We start from the raw sequence: 15,394 nt of genomic DNA on the forward strand, positions 1-15,394 counted from the left end.
CAGACGCAGGAAGGTGCGGCTGCATCCGCGGGCAACGGGGAATGGCCCCAAGGGGGTGAGATGAATGCATGGGCAAATAATACAGGCAAAGCGAGCGCTTTTACGCGGTACTCGGCGAGTTCGGATGCGGTCGTCCGCCGGACGTAAACTCCCCTTCAGGTGGCATTGCCCGGCGGTACGATCGAATACGGCACACACCGGATGGAGGAGCATATGGGCAAGGTCGATGGCACGCGGGATCGCGCGCGGGAATTGGTCGGCGAGTTGGGGGACGGCCTGCGCAAGGCCCTGCCGGGGAGCGCCAGCCAGTGGATCGAAACCGGCGCCGCGCTGGCGGCGCTGCGCGCGGGCGCCAAGGTGGCGGGAAGAGTCGCGCGCCGCAATCCGCTGCTGGTGGCGGCGGCGGTCGCCGGCGCCGGCTTGCTGTGGTACGCCGCGCGGCAGCGGGCGCGGCGCCGCGCCGAGCTGGAGGGACAGGCGCGGCAGGTGCGCGCGCTGCGCCGCGGCGAGTACGAGCAGGACGATTACGGCGTCTGAGCGATCGCGGCGAATGCAGGCGGGGCGTCGCGCGCACGACACGCGTGGCGATGCATGACGATCCGCAGCGCGAAGCAGACCGGACTGAACGCGGCCCGATCCAGGGCCGGCCACGCATTGATCAGGCAAGTCGATGATGCATGTGCGCCGAGATCGGGCCCGTGGACTCGGCGTGGGCTGACAACGCCTGGATGGCGTTGTTCAGACCTTCATCAAGTCGTCTCCAGCGCTCGCCATTGCCCAGGCAGCAAGCCGTCCAGGCGGTGCCGGCCGACCGCCACCCGCACCAGGCGCAGGGTGGGCAGGCCGACCGCGGCGGTCATGCGCCGCACCTGGCGGTTGCGGCCTTCGTGAATCTGAAGTTCCAACCAGGCATCGGGCACCGTCTTGCGGAACCGCACCGGCGGGTCGCGCGGCCATAGCGGTGGCGGTGCGATCGGGCGAACGCGCGCCGGCCGCGTGGGGCCATCGCTGAGCACGAGGCCAGCGCGCAGCTGTTGCAGCTGCGCGGCGGTCGGCGTTCCCTCGACCTGCACCCAGTAAGTCTTGGGCTGCTTGTGGCGTGGATCGGTCAGGCGATGCGCCAGGCGCCCGTCGTCGGTCAAGAGCAGCAGCCCTTCCGAATCGAAATCCAGACGGCCGGCCGGATATACCGCCGGCGGCAGGCCGAACTCCGCCAGCGTGCGCCGCGCGGGCGTGCTGCGGTCGGTGAACTGGCACAGCACGCCGTAAGGTTTATTGAGCGCGATCAGCATCGTCCGCCCAGCGGCGCAGAGACGGCGCGGGCGCGGCTCAGGCCAGCAGGGCGAGCGCCGCGTTGAACGTCGCGCTGGGCCGCATCGCCGCGCTCAACTTGACCGGGTCGGGATGGTAGTAGCCGCCGATGTCCACCGGCTGGCCCTGCACCGCGATCAGCTCCGCGACGATCGCCTCCTCCTGCTCGGCCAGCGCGCGTGCCAGCGGCGCGAAACGGTCGGCCAGCGCCGGATCGCGGGTCTGCGCCGCGAGCGCCTGCGCCCAGTACAGCGCCAGGTAGAAATGGCTGCCACGGTTGTCGATCGTGCCCAGCTTGCGTCCCGGCGAGCGGTCGTGTTCGAGGAACCGTGCGGTGGCCGCGTCCAGGGTCTCTGCCAGCACCCGCGCGCGGGCATTGCCGCGGGCATTGGCCAGGTGTTCGAACGAGGCCGCCAGGGCCAGGAACTCGCCCAGCGAATCCCAGCGCAGGTAGTTTTCCTCCAGAAACTGCTGCACATGCTTGGGCGCGCTGCCGCCGGCGCCGGTCTCGAACAGGCCGCCGCCGGCCATCAGCGGCACGATCGAGAGCATCTTCGCGCTGGTGCCCAGCTCCAGGATCGGGAACAGGTCGGTCAGATAGTCACGCAGCACGTTGCCGGTGACGCTGATGGTGTCCTCGCCGCGCCGGATGCGCGCCAGCGAGTGCCGCATGGCCTCCACCGGCGGCAGGATGCGGATATCCAGCCCGGCGGTGTCGTGCTCGCCCAGGTAGCGTTCGACTTTGGCGATCAGTGCGCGGTCGTGGGCGCGCTGCGGGTCCAGCCAGAACACCGCGGGCGTGTTGCTCAGGCGCGCGCGGGTGACGGCCAGCTTGACCCAGTCGCGGATCGCCGCGTCCTTGGTCTGGCACATGCGCCAGATGTCGCCCGCCTTGACCGCATGCCGCATCAGCACGTTGCCGGCCGCATCCAGCACCTGCACCTCGCCGTCGCCGCTGATCTGGAAGGTCTTGTCGTGGCTGCCGTATTCCTCGGCCGCCTGCGCCATCAGGCCGACATTGGGCACGCTGCCCATGGTCGCCGGGTCGAATGCGCCGTGCGCCTTGCAATCGTCGATCACGGCCTGATAGATGCCGGCATAGCAGCGGTCGGGGATCACCGCCTTGGCGTCCTGCAGCTTGCCTTCGGCGTTCCACATGCGCCCGCCGTCGCGGATCATCGCCGGCATCGAGGCGTCCACGATCACGTCGCTCGGCACGTGCAGGTTGGTGATGCCCTTGTCCGAGTTCACCATCGCCAGCGGCGGGCGCTCGGCGTACAGCGCGGCGATGTCGGCTTCGATCTGCGCACGCTGCGCGGCGTCCAGCTGGGGCAGGCGCGCGTACAGATCGCCGATGCCGTTGCTGGGGTCGAAGCCGATCGCCTCCAGCGCCTGCGCATGCTTCTCCAGCACCGGCGCATAAAACCGGCGCACCACGATGCCGAACATGATCGGGTCGGACACCTTCATCATGGTGGCTTTCAGGTGCAGCGAGAACAGCACGCCCTTCGCCTTCGCGTCGGCGATCTGCGCGTCCACGAACGCGGCCAGCGCGGCGGCATCCATCACGCTGGCGTCGATCACCTCGCCGGCCTGGACCGGCACCGGCGCGCGCAGCGGGAAACGGCTGCCGGTCTGGGCGACGAACTCGATCCGCACGCTACCGGCTTCCGCCATCGTCACCGACTGCTCGCTGCCGTAGAAATCCCCCGCCTCCATGTGCGCCACGTGCGCTCGGCTGTCCGCCGACCACGCCGCCAGCCGGTGTGGATGCTTGCGCGCATAGTCCTTGACCGCTTTCGGCGCGCGACGATCGGAGTTGCCCTCGCGCAGCACCGGGTTCACCGCGCTGCCCTTGACTCGGTCATAGCGCGCCTTGATGTCCTTTTCCGCGTCGGTCTGCGGCGCATCCGGGTAGTCCGGCAGCGCGTAGCCCTGCGCCTGCAGCTCGCGAATGGCGGCCTTCAGCTGCGGGATCGAGGCGCTGATGTTGGGCAGCTTGATGATGTTGGCCTCGGGGGTCTTGGCCAGCTCGCCCAGCGCGCGCAGATCGTCGCTCACCGCCTTGTCGCCCAGCCGCTCGGGGAACTGCGCCAGAATCCGCGCCGCCAGCGAGATGTCGCGCGTCTCCACGGCCACGCCGGCGGTCTGCGCATATGCCTGCACGATCGGCAGGAAGCTGGCGGTGGCGAGGAACGGGGCCTCGTCGGTCAGGGTGTAGAGGATCTTGGACATGACGGCTCGCAGACACTGGGAAAGCCGTCATTGTCGCGCATCCACGCGGGCGCTGAAACGCATGCGCTCACGGTGTGGCGGCGGCCACCTCGAACACCCGCGCCTGCGCCAGCTGGCCGTCCAGCCTCAGCTCCAGCCGGTACTGCCCCGGCGGCCAGCCGTCGGGCTTACTGAGCTGGAACACGGTCCGGCGCAGGCCCGGGCCGGTCAGGGTCTTGCGTTCCTCGAGCACGGTCTGGCGGGTGTCGAGGTAGAACCAGTGCGCCTCAAGCGTATGCGGGTTGGCATCTGCCAGCCGCAGCTCGATGCTGGCGTGGAAGGTGTCATGCGGCGCGAATCGAATCAGCGGCAGCACGACCCGGCCCTGCGCATCCACCGCGTTGCCGAGTTCCAGGCGCTCGATGCGGTTGCCCGCCGGCGCCGGCAGTGGAGCCGCGGCGGTGGGCGAAGCGCGGGGCGCGGGCGGCGGCGCGCCGCGCTGACAGCCGGTCAGCAGCATGCCCAGCGCGAGCGCAATGGCGCGCGAGAGGTTCATTGGCGCAGGCTGCGGCGCGGTGGCGGCGGCATGCGGCCGGGGGTCGCCCGCCAGGGGTTGATGTCCAGCCCGCCGCGGCGGGTATAGCGCGCCTCCACCGACAGCCACTGCGGCGCGCAGCGCGCCAGCACATCGACGAAGATCTGCTCCACGCACTGCTCGTGGAAGCCGGCGTGCTCGCGGAAGCTGACGATGTAGCGCAGCAGCCCGGCGCGGTCGATGCGCGGGCCGCGGTAGGCGATGCTGACGTCGGCCCAGTCGGGCTGGCCGGTGACCGGGCAGTTGGACTTCAGCAGCGCGCTGGTGAGGGTTTCTTCCACCACCTGTCCGCGGTCGGCATGCAGCAGGTCGGCATCCGGCGGGCCGTAGCGGTCGATCGTGAGGTTCTGCCCGTCGATGCTGGTCGCTGCAATGCCGGCAGCGTCCAGCGGCGCCAGCCCGAAGGCCAGGGTCACCGCGGCCCCCGCGGCAGATGAGAGGTCGGCCTCGATCCGCGCGCGCAGTGCATCCGCCGTGTCGAAACGCGCGGCGTTGAGGGAGTTCAGATACAGCTTGAGCGATTTGGACTCGATCAGATGCGGCGAGTCGGCCGGCACGTGCAGGGTCGCGGTGGCCACGCAGGGCTTGCCGCGTGCGTCCAGCCACGACAGCTCGAACAGCTGCCAGCGATCGTGGCCGATGAACGGCAGCGTCGGCGCTTCCAGGCCCAGCGCGGCGCGCGCCGGCGCGCGCGGGATCGGATACAGCAGAGACGGGTCGTAGCGATCCGGATAGACGGTGTCACGGCCCAGTGGCGAGCCGGCGGGGGTGTGGTCGCTCATTCGCTATGGTGCTCGTGGGACAGGTAGTCGGTGGACTGCATTTCGGTCAGGCGCGAGGCGGTGCGCGCGAACGGGCCGGCCAGGTCTTCGCCGGCATACAGCGCCATGGGATCGGCGTCGGCGGTGCACACCAGGTTTACGTGGCGGTCGTAGAGCTCGTCGATCAGATTGACGAAGCGGCGCGCGGCATCGTCGCGCAGGGCGTCGAAGCGCGGGATGCCGCCGATGAACACGGTGGCGAACTCGCGCGCGATCTCGATGTAGTCGGTAGTCCCGCGCGGGCCTTCGCACAGCGCGTCGAAGTCGAACCAGGCCATGTCATGGCTGATGGCGCGCACGGCAATCGGGCGGCCGTCGATCTGGAGCTGGGTATCACGCTGGCGGTCGTCGCCGCCCAGCTCGTGCCAGCGGCGCTCCAGCCAGGCGTCGGACTCGGCATCCAGCGGCGCACGGTACACCGGCGAGCGGGTCAGCGCGCGCAGGCGGTAGTCGGTTGCGCTCACCAGCTCGATCACCTCGCATTTGCGCTGCAGCAGGTCGATCGCCGGCAGGAAGCGCACGCGTTGCAGGCCGCCCTTGTACAGCTCGGACGGTGCGCTGTTGGAACTGGTCACCAGCACCACGCCTTCGGCGAACAGGCGGTCCAGCAGGCGCCCCAGCAGCATGGCATCGCCGATGTCGCTGACGAAGAACTCGTCCAGCACCAGCACCCGCAGCGTCTGCCGCCACTGCCGCGCGATCACCGCCAGCGGGTCGCGCTCGCCGGCATGCGCGCGCAGGCCTTCGTGCACTTCGCGCATGAAGCGGTGGAAGTGGGTGCGGCGCTTCTGCTCCAGCGGCAGCCCGGCGAAGAACAGGTCGATCAGGAAGGTCTTGCCGCGCCCGACCCCGCCCCACAGGTACAGCCCGCGCACCTGGGCATCGCGCAGGCCATGCCCCAGCAGCCGGCCCAGCAGACCGGGCGTGGGCGCGCTGGCCAGCAGCTCGCGGTGGAGGCGGTCGAGCGCGCGCAGTGCCGGGTGCTGCGCCGGGTCATCCTGCCAGTCTCCGCGCGCCACGCCCTCGGCATAGCGCTGGGAAGGCAGTGCGGCATCGGGGGCCATCATGCCTGCACCGGCGGCGGCAGCCAGTCGCGGATGCCGTTCTTCAGCACGCCGCGCAGATCCATCAGCTTGCGGTGGAAGAAGTGGCCGGTGTCCGGCATTTCCACCAGCACCGGCGGCTGCGGCAGGCTGGCGACCCAGGCGCGCACCGCCGCGGCCTCCACGATTTCGTCGGCCAGGCCCTGGATCACCAGCCAGGGCATCCGCGGCAGCGCGATGGCGCGGAAATCCCAGCTGCGGCCGACCGGCGGCGCGATGCTGATGAGTGCGCCCGCGCCCAGCTCCTCCGCGCCGCGCAGCGAGACCCAGGCGCCAAAACTGAAGCCGGCCAGCCACAGGGCGTGGTCGGGAAGCCGCTGGCGCGCCCAGGTGGCGACCGCGCGCAGGTCGTCCAGCTCGCCACGGCCGTCGTCGAAGGCGCCTTCCGAGGCGCCCACCCCGCGGAAGTTGAAGCGCAGGCAGGCAATGCCGCACTCGCGCAGGGCGCGCGCCGTCATCGTCACCACCTTGTTATGCATGGTGCCGCCTTCGGTCGGCAGCGGATGGCAGACGATCGCCAATGCCGGCCGCGCGGGAGCATCCGCGGCGTCGAAGGCGATTTCGAGGCGACCGGCTGGGCCTGCGATCGTGCTGGGGATGCTGTCCATGTCCATGCCGCGAATGATGCCGAAGTGGGCGTTGAACGGTTCCGATGCCGGCTTCGCCGGACGCGTAAACGAAGACGCCGCCCGCAGGCGGCGTCCGCGCTGAGCGGCGCAGGCGCTTACTTCTTGCTCTGCGCGACCATGTACTCGACCGCCGCCCGGATCTGCTCGTCGGTCAGGGCCGGGTTGCCGCCCTTGGCCGGCATCACGCCCACACTGCCCTGGAAGCCGGAGATCGCCTTCTTCACCAGCTCGTCGATGCCCTGCTGGGCCACGCGCGCGCCGATCCCGGCGGCATCCAGCTTGGGCGCGCCGCCGACGCCGTTGGTATGGCAGCCGGTGCAGGGGCCGTTGTTGAAGATCTCGGCGCCGTCCGTGCGCCCGCCGAACGGCACGTTCGCCACCGCCGCCGCGGCCGCTGCGGCGGCCGCCGCGGCCTGGGCGGCGGCGCCGGTGGCGCCGGCATACACCGCGCCGACCGGGGCGATCCGCTCCAGGGTTTTCTGCTCGGCCACCGGGTCGGCCGGGTATACCACCTTGCCGTTCAGATAGTGGGCAAACAGGATCAGGCCCACCATCACCAGGAACAGAAAGGCGATCACCATCGAGAAACGCTTGAGAAATGCCAGGTCGTACGCGCGCACAGTGCCCCCGCAATCATGACCGGAAAAAAGCCCGTTCAGGCCCGATTATTCCAGAAACCGCACGTGCCGTGCGAGAGGCGACGCGGTGGCCTGGTGCGCCGGCATGTCACGTGTTCTAACGAGGATGCGTGGCGCCGCCTCTCGGCGTGCGCCCCATTCAGCAATCGCTGGAGACAAGCAAAAATCGTGACCGGGTTGACATGGCCGATGTTCAGCGGTCATAAACGCAGGCTGACGCCTCGACCAGGGGTCGCGGTTGGCAGGCGTCGATTGGAAAAAAGCGTGCCACGGCGGGTGCTTGAAGGCTCCGTGGCGGTGCGGGACACACCTTCAAGCTTCAAGGACTAGGGGATCGACCATGAGCAAGATCGGGAACGTCGGCGTGGTGGGTGGCAAGGCGCGCAATCGCCGCGTCTTCAAGGTGGCGCCGGTGACGCGCGCGGTGCGCTCGGCGCTGGCGGTTTCCGCGCTGACCCTGGCGATCGGCTTCGGCGGCGCCGCGACCGCGGCGACGCCGCAAGCTGCGGTTTCCGCGCACGCGCTGCGGATCGAGCGTTCCGCGCTCGACTTCGCCCCGGTGCAGGATCTCACCGTCGTTCCCCTGCTGGTGCCCGGCGGCGCGGGAGGGGGCACACCGACCCTGATCGGCGGCTACTACCCCGGCGACGCCAATATCGTCAACAACGCTCCGATCATCGAAAGCCAGCCCGGCAATGCCTTTGGCATCTACGCCTATAGCGGGGCCGGCAACGTCAGCATCGTCAACGGCGCGCTCGGCGCCATCAGCGCGCATTCGGATACCGGCAATGCCATCGGCATCTATGGCTACGCCCTGGCCGGCGACGTCGCCATCACCAATGCCGCCAGCATCGTGGCGGACGCCCCCAACGGCCTGGCGGATGCCATCTTCGCCTCCGGCAACGATGTCACCGTGATCAATACCGGCAGCCTCACTGCGACCGGTTACACCTGGGCGGCGGGCATCGAGGCGCAGGCCGGCAACGGCGTGGCCGTCACCAATACCGGCAGCATCACCGCGACGGCGAGCAACGGTCTGGCCTACGGCATTTATGCCACGGGCGATGCCAGCGCCAGCGTGGTCAACGCGGGCAACATCACCGCGCGCGGCTACTACGCGACCGGCATCCACGCCGAATCCGGTGGCGATGTCGCCATCACCAATTACGCCGGCGGCAGCATCGATGCCGGCACCATCACCGGCAGCGCGCTGGCGTGGGGCATCTACGCCTCCTCGAATGGCAGTGGCGCGGTGGTGCAGGTCGATAACAGCGCCTACATTCATGCCGCGGCGGTGTTTGGCGCCACGGGGATCTCCGCGGTGGCGTCCGGCGTCGGCGGCAGCGCGGTGGTGAACAACGATGGCGACATCGTGGTGCAGCAGAACTTCACCACGACCAGATACGGCGGCTACGGCATCCTTGCCGCCGGCGACGCGCTCGCGGAAATCAACAACTCCGGCGACATCACGGTCACCTCGCGCGGTCCGGCGTTCGGCCTTGCCGCGCTGTCCACCACCGGCGAAGCATCGGTCTCCAATTCCGGCAACGTCATCGTTTCCAGCAGCATCAACAGCACCTCGGTGGCGCCGACCGGCATCCTCGCCGCCGGCGGCTACGGCAGCGCCACGGTGGACAACTCCGGGTTCGTGAAGGCCACCGGCGCGCGCGTGGCCAGCGGCGTGGACATCAGCGGCTATGGCGACCTGACCGTCGACAACAGCGGTTACATCGGCGCCATCGCCAATGCGGGTTCCGGCCTGAGCGGACGCGCCAACGGCATCAAGGCGGTGTCCGGCGGCGGTGATATCACCATCAGCAACAGCGGCGACATCTACGCACGCGGCCGCACCCTGGCGATGGGCGTGTACGCGCTGGCCAACGGTGGCGACATCACGGTCAACAACGATGCCAATGGCGCCATCGAGTTCTTCTCGGCCGCCGGGCGCGGTTGGGGCGTGTGGACCTATGCCGCCGATGGCAGCATCGTGGTCGACAACCAGGGCTACATCGGCGGCCTGGCCTCGGCGCAGGCGTATGGCGTCCTGGCGCAGGCGCCGCAGGGCGACATCGACGTCAGCAATGGCGGAACGATCAATGTCACCTCCGCCAGCAGCATTGCCCGAGGCGTGTTTGCAATCGCCAGCAGCGGCACCGCGAGCATCGACAACACCGGCGACATCTACGCCACCAGCCTCGCGTCCGGTGCGGCCTTTGGTGCAATCGCCTCGGGCGTGCATGCCGAGGTGTCCAACAACGGCAATATCGTCGCCCGCGGCGATACGGCCGCCGTCGGCGAGTTGGCGCAAGTCACCGCCCCCGCCGGCGTCGCCTCGGTATACAACGCAGGCGGCCGCATCGCTGCCTACGCCAACGGGACCGCGATGGGCATCAACGCCGCGGCGTCTGCCGGGAATGTCATCGTGGATAGCGCCAGCGACATCACTGCGGTCAGCCGGCAGGGCGTTGCCTTCGGCATCAGCACCAACGGCAAGACGGGCGTCAACATCGACAACACGGGTAATATCACGGCTGTGGGACGCTTCGGTGCATTCGGCGTCAACGCGCTGAGCGGGGCCGGAGACGTCACCATCAGCAACGCCGGCCCGGTGTTTGCCTACACCGTCTATGGCAACGCCATCGGCCTGTACGGCTATTCGCTGTACGGCAACACCAGCATCACCAACAGCGGCGATGTCACCGCGATCTCGGTCAATGGCCTGGCCGACGCCATCTTCGCCTCGGGCGCGGATGTCGGCATCGTCAATAGCGGCGTGCTGGTTGCCAACGGCAATACCTGGGCGGCGGGCATCGAGGCGCAGGGCACCGGCGCCACCAGCGTGCAGAACGACGGCGATATCACGGCGTATGCGCGCGCTGGCGGCGCGCATGCGTTCGGCATCTATACCACCGGCGATGCCGGGGTGAGCATCGCCAACACCGGCAATATCCAGGCCCAGGGCTACTACGCCACCGGCATCTACGCCAGCTCCGCCGGCGGCAGCATCTCGCTGGTCAATAGCGGCAACATCACCGCCGGCTATGTCAATGCCGGTACCTACTACAGCGCGCTTGCGACCGGTATCGACGCGATGAGCGGCGGCGTCGGCGCTGCGGTCGATGTCGTCAACAGTGGCGACATCGCCGCGTTCGGCTATTACGGCGGCACCGGCATCTCGGTGGTTTCCAGCGGCCTCGGCGGCACCGCCAGCGTGGACAACAGCGGCAACATCACCGTCGCGCAGGGCAACAAGTACGGCTACGGGGCCAACGGCATCTTCGTGTCGGCCGATGGCGATGCGTTGATCACCAACAGCGGCGCGATCACGGTGAACTCGGACGGTGCGGCCGCGGGCGCGGTCGCGCTGTCGTTCGCCGGCGATGCCAGCGTCGTGAACTCGGGCGATATCTCGGTCGATTCCCAGGCGTTTGCCTACTACAACGCCTATGGCGTGGTGGCGTTCTCGGGCAATGGCAGCGCGATGGCCAGCAACAGCGGCCAGATCGACGTCACCACCAAGTACATCGGCGTCGGCATGGACGTGGGCGGCCTGACCGGCGCCACCGCGGACAACAGCGGCGACATCGTGATCGATGCCTGGCGCGCGTATGGCATCCGCGCCCAGTCCGGCAATGGCGATGTGGCGGTCACCAACAGCGGCACGATCTATGCCACTTACAGCGGTTATTTCACCGGCACCGCGTTCGGCATCCTCGGCGTCAGCACCAATGGCAATGTCGCGGTCGACAATAGCGGCAGCATCGGCACCCACGTCACTGGCCAGTCGTTCGGTGTGTTCGGAATCTCCAGCTACGGCGACGTCAGCGTCACCAACAGCGGCAGCATCGATGCTTACAGCGTAGGCAATGTCGCAGTGGGCGTATTTGCGCGCGCCTACAACGGCATGGCCAACGTCAGCAACAGCGGCAGCATCAGCGCCAATTCCAACACCGGGCCGGCCTATGGCGTGATTGCCCGCGGTATGGACGCGTTGGTGGACAACAGCGGCACGGTGTCGGCGAGCGGCTATTACGCAGCGATTGGCATGGCTGCTCTCGGCACGGACACGGCCACGATCACCAGCAGCGATGGCAGCGTGGATGCCTTTGCCATGGGCCAGGCGATCGGTGAGCTGGCCAGCGCTTTCTCCGGCGATGCCACGATCACCAACGCCAGCCAGGTGACGGCGATGGGCCTCTACGCGGGCGCTACCGGCGTGTTGGCGCAGAGCCTTTATGGCAATGCTTCCGTGACCGGGGCCGGCAATGTCACGGCGATGTCCTTCATGGGCGCGGCGACCGGCATCAAGGCCTATACGATCTTTGGCGATGCCGTGATCGACAACGGCGGCGACGTCACCGCGGCGGCCATGTCGGGGACTGGCAACGCCATCGGCCTGTACGCCTACTCGATGTTCGGCAACGCGTCGGTGCACAACACCGGCGCCGTCACCGCCTCCTCCTACGGCGGCCTGGCCGATGCCATCTTTGCATCGGGGACCGTGGTCGATGTCGACAGCGCCGGCGCACTGAGCGCGACGGGCAGCACCTGGGCGGCAGGCATCGAGGCGCAGGGCGCGGCATATGCGCACGTGGTCAACGGCGGCGATATCGCGGCGACCGCCGGACAGTTCACGCAGGTCGTCGATTCCAGTTACAACCTGCTCAGCTACTCCAACGGCGGCCATGCTTTCGGCATCTACGCCACGGGTGGCAGCTATGGCGTGCGGGTGACCAACAGCGGCGCGATCAGCGTGGACGGCGGCTATGCCGACGGCATCTACGTGCAGTCGGGCGGCAACGCGGTGGTGGTCAACAGCGGCGACATCACCGCCGGCAGCGGCCTGACGAGCAGCTACAACAGCTACACCGGCAATACCTACTACTACGGCACCCAGCTCGCAAACGGCATCAACGTCAGCAGCAATGGCGCCGGTGCGGTCGTGGTGGTGGACAATAGCGGCAACATCACCGCCAGCGGGGCATTCGGCGCCAATGGCATCACCGCCGTGGCCAGTGGCACCGGCGGTATGGTGGGGGTATACAACGATGGCAATCTGACGGTCAGTCAGGCCAACAAGTACGGGTACGGCGCTTACGGCGTATTTGCCTCGGCCGATGGCAATGCCTTCATCCGCAATGACGGCGCCGTCAGCGTCGATTCGGAAGGCGCGGCGACCGGCCTTGCGGCGCTGTCGTTCGCAGGCGATGCCACCGTCGTCAACCATGGCGATCTGGAGGTCGTCAACACCTCTCTGATGGATCCCGCGAACGGCATTACGGCGTTCTCCGCGAACGGCAATGCCGCGGTGGGCAACTACGGTGCGGTCAACGTCACCGGCAAGTATCAGGCGACCGCCGTCGATGCGCGCGCACTGGGTGACGTCACCGTGGTCAACGGCGGTTCGCTGTATGCCAATGGCCAGAAGTACGCGTTCGGCGTGTACGCCGCAGCGGGCACCGGCGATGCGATGGTCAGCAACCAGGCCGGCGCGGACATCGGGTTCTACTCCTACCTGGGCCGTGGTTTCGGCATCCTGGCCGTGTCCAGCCAGGGCGACGTGATGGTCGGCAACGCCGGCAGCATCGCCGGCTACGCCTACGGTCAGTCGGCTGGCGTGTTCGCGGTCGCGCTGCAGGGCGATGCCAGCGTCAGCAACAGCGGCAGCATCGATGTGGCCACCGGCGGCAACGTCGCAGTGGGCGTGTTCGCGCGCGCCGACTACGGCATCGCCACCGCGGTCAACAGTGGCAGCATCCATGCCACCGATTTCCCGGGCGGCAACTACACCGGCTATTCGGCCTACGGCATGTTCGTGCGCGGCGACATCGCGCAGGCGGGCAACAGCGGCAACATCAGCGTGGAGGGCAACTACGCCGCGACCGGCATCGAGGCGGTCTCGATGAATGGCACCCTGGTCAGCAATACCGGCGGCAGCATCACTGCGACGGCGACCGGGATGGCCACGGGCATCAATGCCAGCGCGATGTACGGCAATGTCACCGTCAGCAACAGCAGCAACATCACGGCGACGACAGGCGGCAGCAACACCCAGGCACAAGGCGTGCTGGCCTACAGCGCGTCCGGCACGGTGACCGTCAGCAATTCCGCCACCGGCCATGTCGAGGCCTCCGGCGGTAGCGCGGCGATCGGGGTGCATGCCGCCGGTCACGATGGCAATGTGGTGGTCAACAATGCCGGCATCATCCATGCCAGCGGTGGCATCTATAACGCCGGCGTGTTGCTGGAAAACGTGAACGGCAGCAACACGCTGAACAACCTGACGGGCGGCGTGATCAGCGCGGATGGGCCAGACGGCTATGCGTTCGCGGTGGTCGGCAGCGATGCGGTCGAGACCATCAACAACAGCGGGCGGATCCTGGGCGCGATCTCCCTACACGGCGGCAACGACGTGTTCAACAACACATCCGGCGGCGTGTGGGATGTCGGCAGCACGACGTACACCTCGTTCGGGGATGGCAACGACGTGCTCAACAACGCCGCAGGCGGCAAGATCCTGCTCAACGGCGGTCGCATTCGCTTCGGCGCCGGCGATGACACGATCAACAACGCCGGGTTGATCCAGCTGCGCAACGGCAGCAGCATCACCATGGGGGTGGTGCCGCTGGTTCCGCTGGCCAGTGAGATCAATGTGTTCAACAACACCGGTACCCTGCAGGTGATCGGCAGCAACAGCATCGACACCTACGCTGGCACCTTCAGCAACACCGGCCTGGTGGACTTCCAGAACGGCGTCACCACCGACAGCCTGACCCTGGACGGCACCCTGGCCGGGGTCGGCACGATGAACATCGACGTCGATCTCAACACCAATACCGCCGACCAGCTGGTGGTGAACGGAAACGTCGCCAGCACGGCCAAGCAGACGGTGAACGTGAAGTTCGCCGGGCTGCCGAGCGCAGCGATCACCGACATCCCGTTCACCAACGTCACTGGCACCTCGGCGGCGGGCAATTTCGTGGCCGGCCAGTTCATCGGCTACAACGCGAACGCCAACTTCCTGACCCTGGGCCTGGGCGTCAAGAGCGCCATCAACAGCGCCAACACCAGCGATGACGTGTTCTCGATCAGCATGGCGGTCACTGGTCTGAGCGACAGCGGTTCGCTGGGTGCGTCCACCGCCTCCGGCATGGCCGGCTTCATGAACGCGCAGGTAGGCACGTTCCGCCAGCGCTTGGGCGTGAATCCGTACGGTGATGCCGGCAAGGTGATGAGCGCCTTCGTCCGCGTGTATGCCGACCAGGGCGATGTGTCGCAGAAGCACGCCAGCAACTTCGGCAATGGCGGCTATTTCGACTTCGATACCGCCAGCTGGGGTCGCGAGGTCGGCATCAACGCCAATCTGTACGGAAACTTCCACGCCGGGCTGGTGCTGGGCAGCGCCGATGGCCGTCAGCGTCTGACCGGCGGCGGAGTCGGCCAGAGCCGCATGCATGCGATGACGGTGGGTGGCTACCTGACTTGGTACGTGCCGAACGGCTGGTATGTGGACTTCAGCGCCCGCCAGATGGCCCCGGACATCCACCTGTCCACCTCGGCCGGCACCATGTCCAGCCGCACCCATGTCAATGCGATGAGCCTGGAAGCCGGATACGAGTGGAACATGGGAGGCTTCAACCTGGTGCCGCAGGCGCAGTACACCCGCACCAAAGTCGAGGACGCCACCTACACGGGCGCGCTCGATACCCTGGTCATGCATGGCGGTACCTTCGAGCGCGGCCGCCTCGGCCTGGAGCTGAACAAGACCTTCCTCTCCGGCGACGTGCGCTGGATGCCATACGCCACCCTCAGCGCGGTGCATGATTTCAGCGGCACCAGCACCTACACGGTGGCCAATGTGTTCAGCGGCAGCACCAGCGTGAAGGGCACCAGCGCGATGGCCGAACTCGGCGTGGGGATGCAGAAGGGCGGCTTTGGCATGACCTTCAGCGCCAGCTGGAACGATGGCGGCCCGTACAAGCGCGTGGTCGGCGCCCAGGCCAACCTGCGCTACTCCTGGTAATCGCCGCGGCACCGGGCCTGGCATGACGCCGGGCCCGGGCCGGGCCCTTGCAGTCTGGAA

General features: G+C 68.0%; 9 protein-coding genes. 2 read left to right on the forward strand and 7 right to left on the reverse strand.

The window, feature by feature from the left end:
- The first annotated feature begins 213 nt into the window (after positions 1-213).
- A complete protein-coding gene (locus ML342_RS04140) occupies positions 214-537 on the forward strand; it encodes a hypothetical protein (protein ID WP_240125663.1) in 324 nt (107 codons plus the stop codon).
- A gap of 212 nt (positions 538-749) precedes the next feature.
- On the opposite strand, the gene ML342_RS04145 is transcribed toward ML342_RS04140, so the two are convergent.
- The 7 genes from ML342_RS04145 to ML342_RS04175 form a co-directional block, all read right to left on the reverse strand.
- Positions 750-1,292, reverse strand: a complete 543-nt coding sequence (locus tag ML342_RS04145) for a pseudouridine synthase (RefSeq protein WP_240125664.1) — start codon at positions 1,290-1,292, stop codon at positions 750-752.
- A 37-nt stretch (positions 1,293-1,329) separates the two neighbouring features.
- Positions 1,330-3,546, reverse strand: a complete 2,217-nt coding sequence (locus tag ML342_RS04150) for an NADP-dependent isocitrate dehydrogenase (protein ID WP_240125665.1) — start codon at positions 3,544-3,546, stop codon at positions 1,330-1,332.
- A gap of 67 nt (positions 3,547-3,613) precedes the next feature.
- The gene (locus tag ML342_RS04155) at positions 3,614-4,081 is read right to left on the reverse strand and encodes a hypothetical protein (RefSeq protein ID WP_240125666.1); all 468 of its coding nucleotides are present in this window, start codon (positions 4,079-4,081) and stop codon (positions 3,614-3,616) included.
- Positions 4,078-4,902, reverse strand: a complete 825-nt coding sequence (gene queF / locus ML342_RS04160; RefSeq protein ID WP_240125667.1) for an NADPH-dependent 7-cyano-7-deazaguanine reductase QueF — start codon at positions 4,900-4,902, stop codon at positions 4,078-4,080. The genes ML342_RS04155 and queF overlap by 4 nt, the downstream gene beginning before the upstream one ends.
- The gene (gene zapE / locus ML342_RS04165; RefSeq protein ID WP_240125811.1) at positions 4,899-6,005 is read right to left on the reverse strand and encodes a cell division protein ZapE; all 1,107 of its coding nucleotides are present in this window, start codon (positions 6,003-6,005) and stop codon (positions 4,899-4,901) included. The genes queF and zapE overlap by 4 nt, the downstream gene beginning before the upstream one ends.
- Positions 6,005-6,658: an alpha/beta hydrolase gene (locus tag ML342_RS04170; protein WP_240125668.1), complete on the reverse strand. Its 654-nt coding sequence runs from the start codon at positions 6,656-6,658 to the stop codon at positions 6,005-6,007. Before ML342_RS04170 ends, zapE begins: the two co-directional genes overlap by 1 nt.
- Positions 6,659-6,768: 110 nt before the next feature.
- Positions 6,769-7,293 carry a c-type cytochrome gene (locus tag ML342_RS04175; RefSeq protein ID WP_240125669.1) on the reverse strand — a complete coding sequence of 175 codons (525 nt, stop codon included), beginning with the start codon at positions 7,291-7,293 and terminating at the stop codon, positions 6,769-6,771.
- A 358-nt stretch (positions 7,294-7,651) separates the two neighbouring features.
- Between ML342_RS04175 and ML342_RS04180 the strand changes: the two genes are divergently transcribed.
- Positions 7,652-15,334, forward strand: a complete 7,683-nt coding sequence (locus ML342_RS04180; protein WP_240125670.1) for a hypothetical protein — start codon at positions 7,652-7,654, stop codon at positions 15,332-15,334.
- Positions 15,335-15,394: the final 60 nt, after the last annotated feature.

It is taken from the genome of Thermomonas alba, assembly GCF_022419205.1.
GTDB classification, from domain to species: domain Bacteria; phylum Pseudomonadota; class Gammaproteobacteria; order Xanthomonadales; family Xanthomonadaceae; genus Thermomonas; species Thermomonas alba.

Excerpts from the sequence above, each read along its gene's own strand:
- queF (WP_240125667.1), bottom strand. The coding sequence starts at position 4,902 with ATGAGCGACCACACCCCCGCCGGCTCGCCACTGGGCCGTGACACCGTC.
- ML342_RS04180 (WP_240125670.1), top strand. The coding sequence starts at position 7,652 with ATGAGCAAGATCGGGAACGTCGGCGTGGTGGGTGGCAAGGCGCGCAAT.
- ML342_RS04150 (WP_240125665.1), bottom strand. The coding sequence starts at position 3,546 with ATGTCCAAGATCCTCTACACCCTGACCGACGAGGCCCCGTTCCTCGCC.
- ML342_RS04145 (WP_240125664.1), bottom strand. The coding sequence starts at position 1,292 with ATGCTGATCGCGCTCAATAAACCTTACGGCGTGCTGTGCCAGTTCACC.
- ML342_RS04170 (WP_240125668.1), bottom strand. The coding sequence starts at position 6,658 with ATGGACATGGACAGCATCCCCAGCACGATCGCAGGCCCAGCCGGTCGC.
- ML342_RS04155 (WP_240125666.1), bottom strand. The coding sequence starts at position 4,081 with ATGAACCTCTCGCGCGCCATTGCGCTCGCGCTGGGCATGCTGCTGACC.
- ML342_RS04140 (WP_240125663.1), top strand. The coding sequence starts at position 214 with ATGGGCAAGGTCGATGGCACGCGGGATCGCGCGCGGGAATTGGTCGGC.
- zapE (WP_240125811.1), bottom strand. The coding sequence starts at position 6,005 with ATGGCCCCCGATGCCGCACTGCCTTCCCAGCGCTATGCCGAGGGCGTG.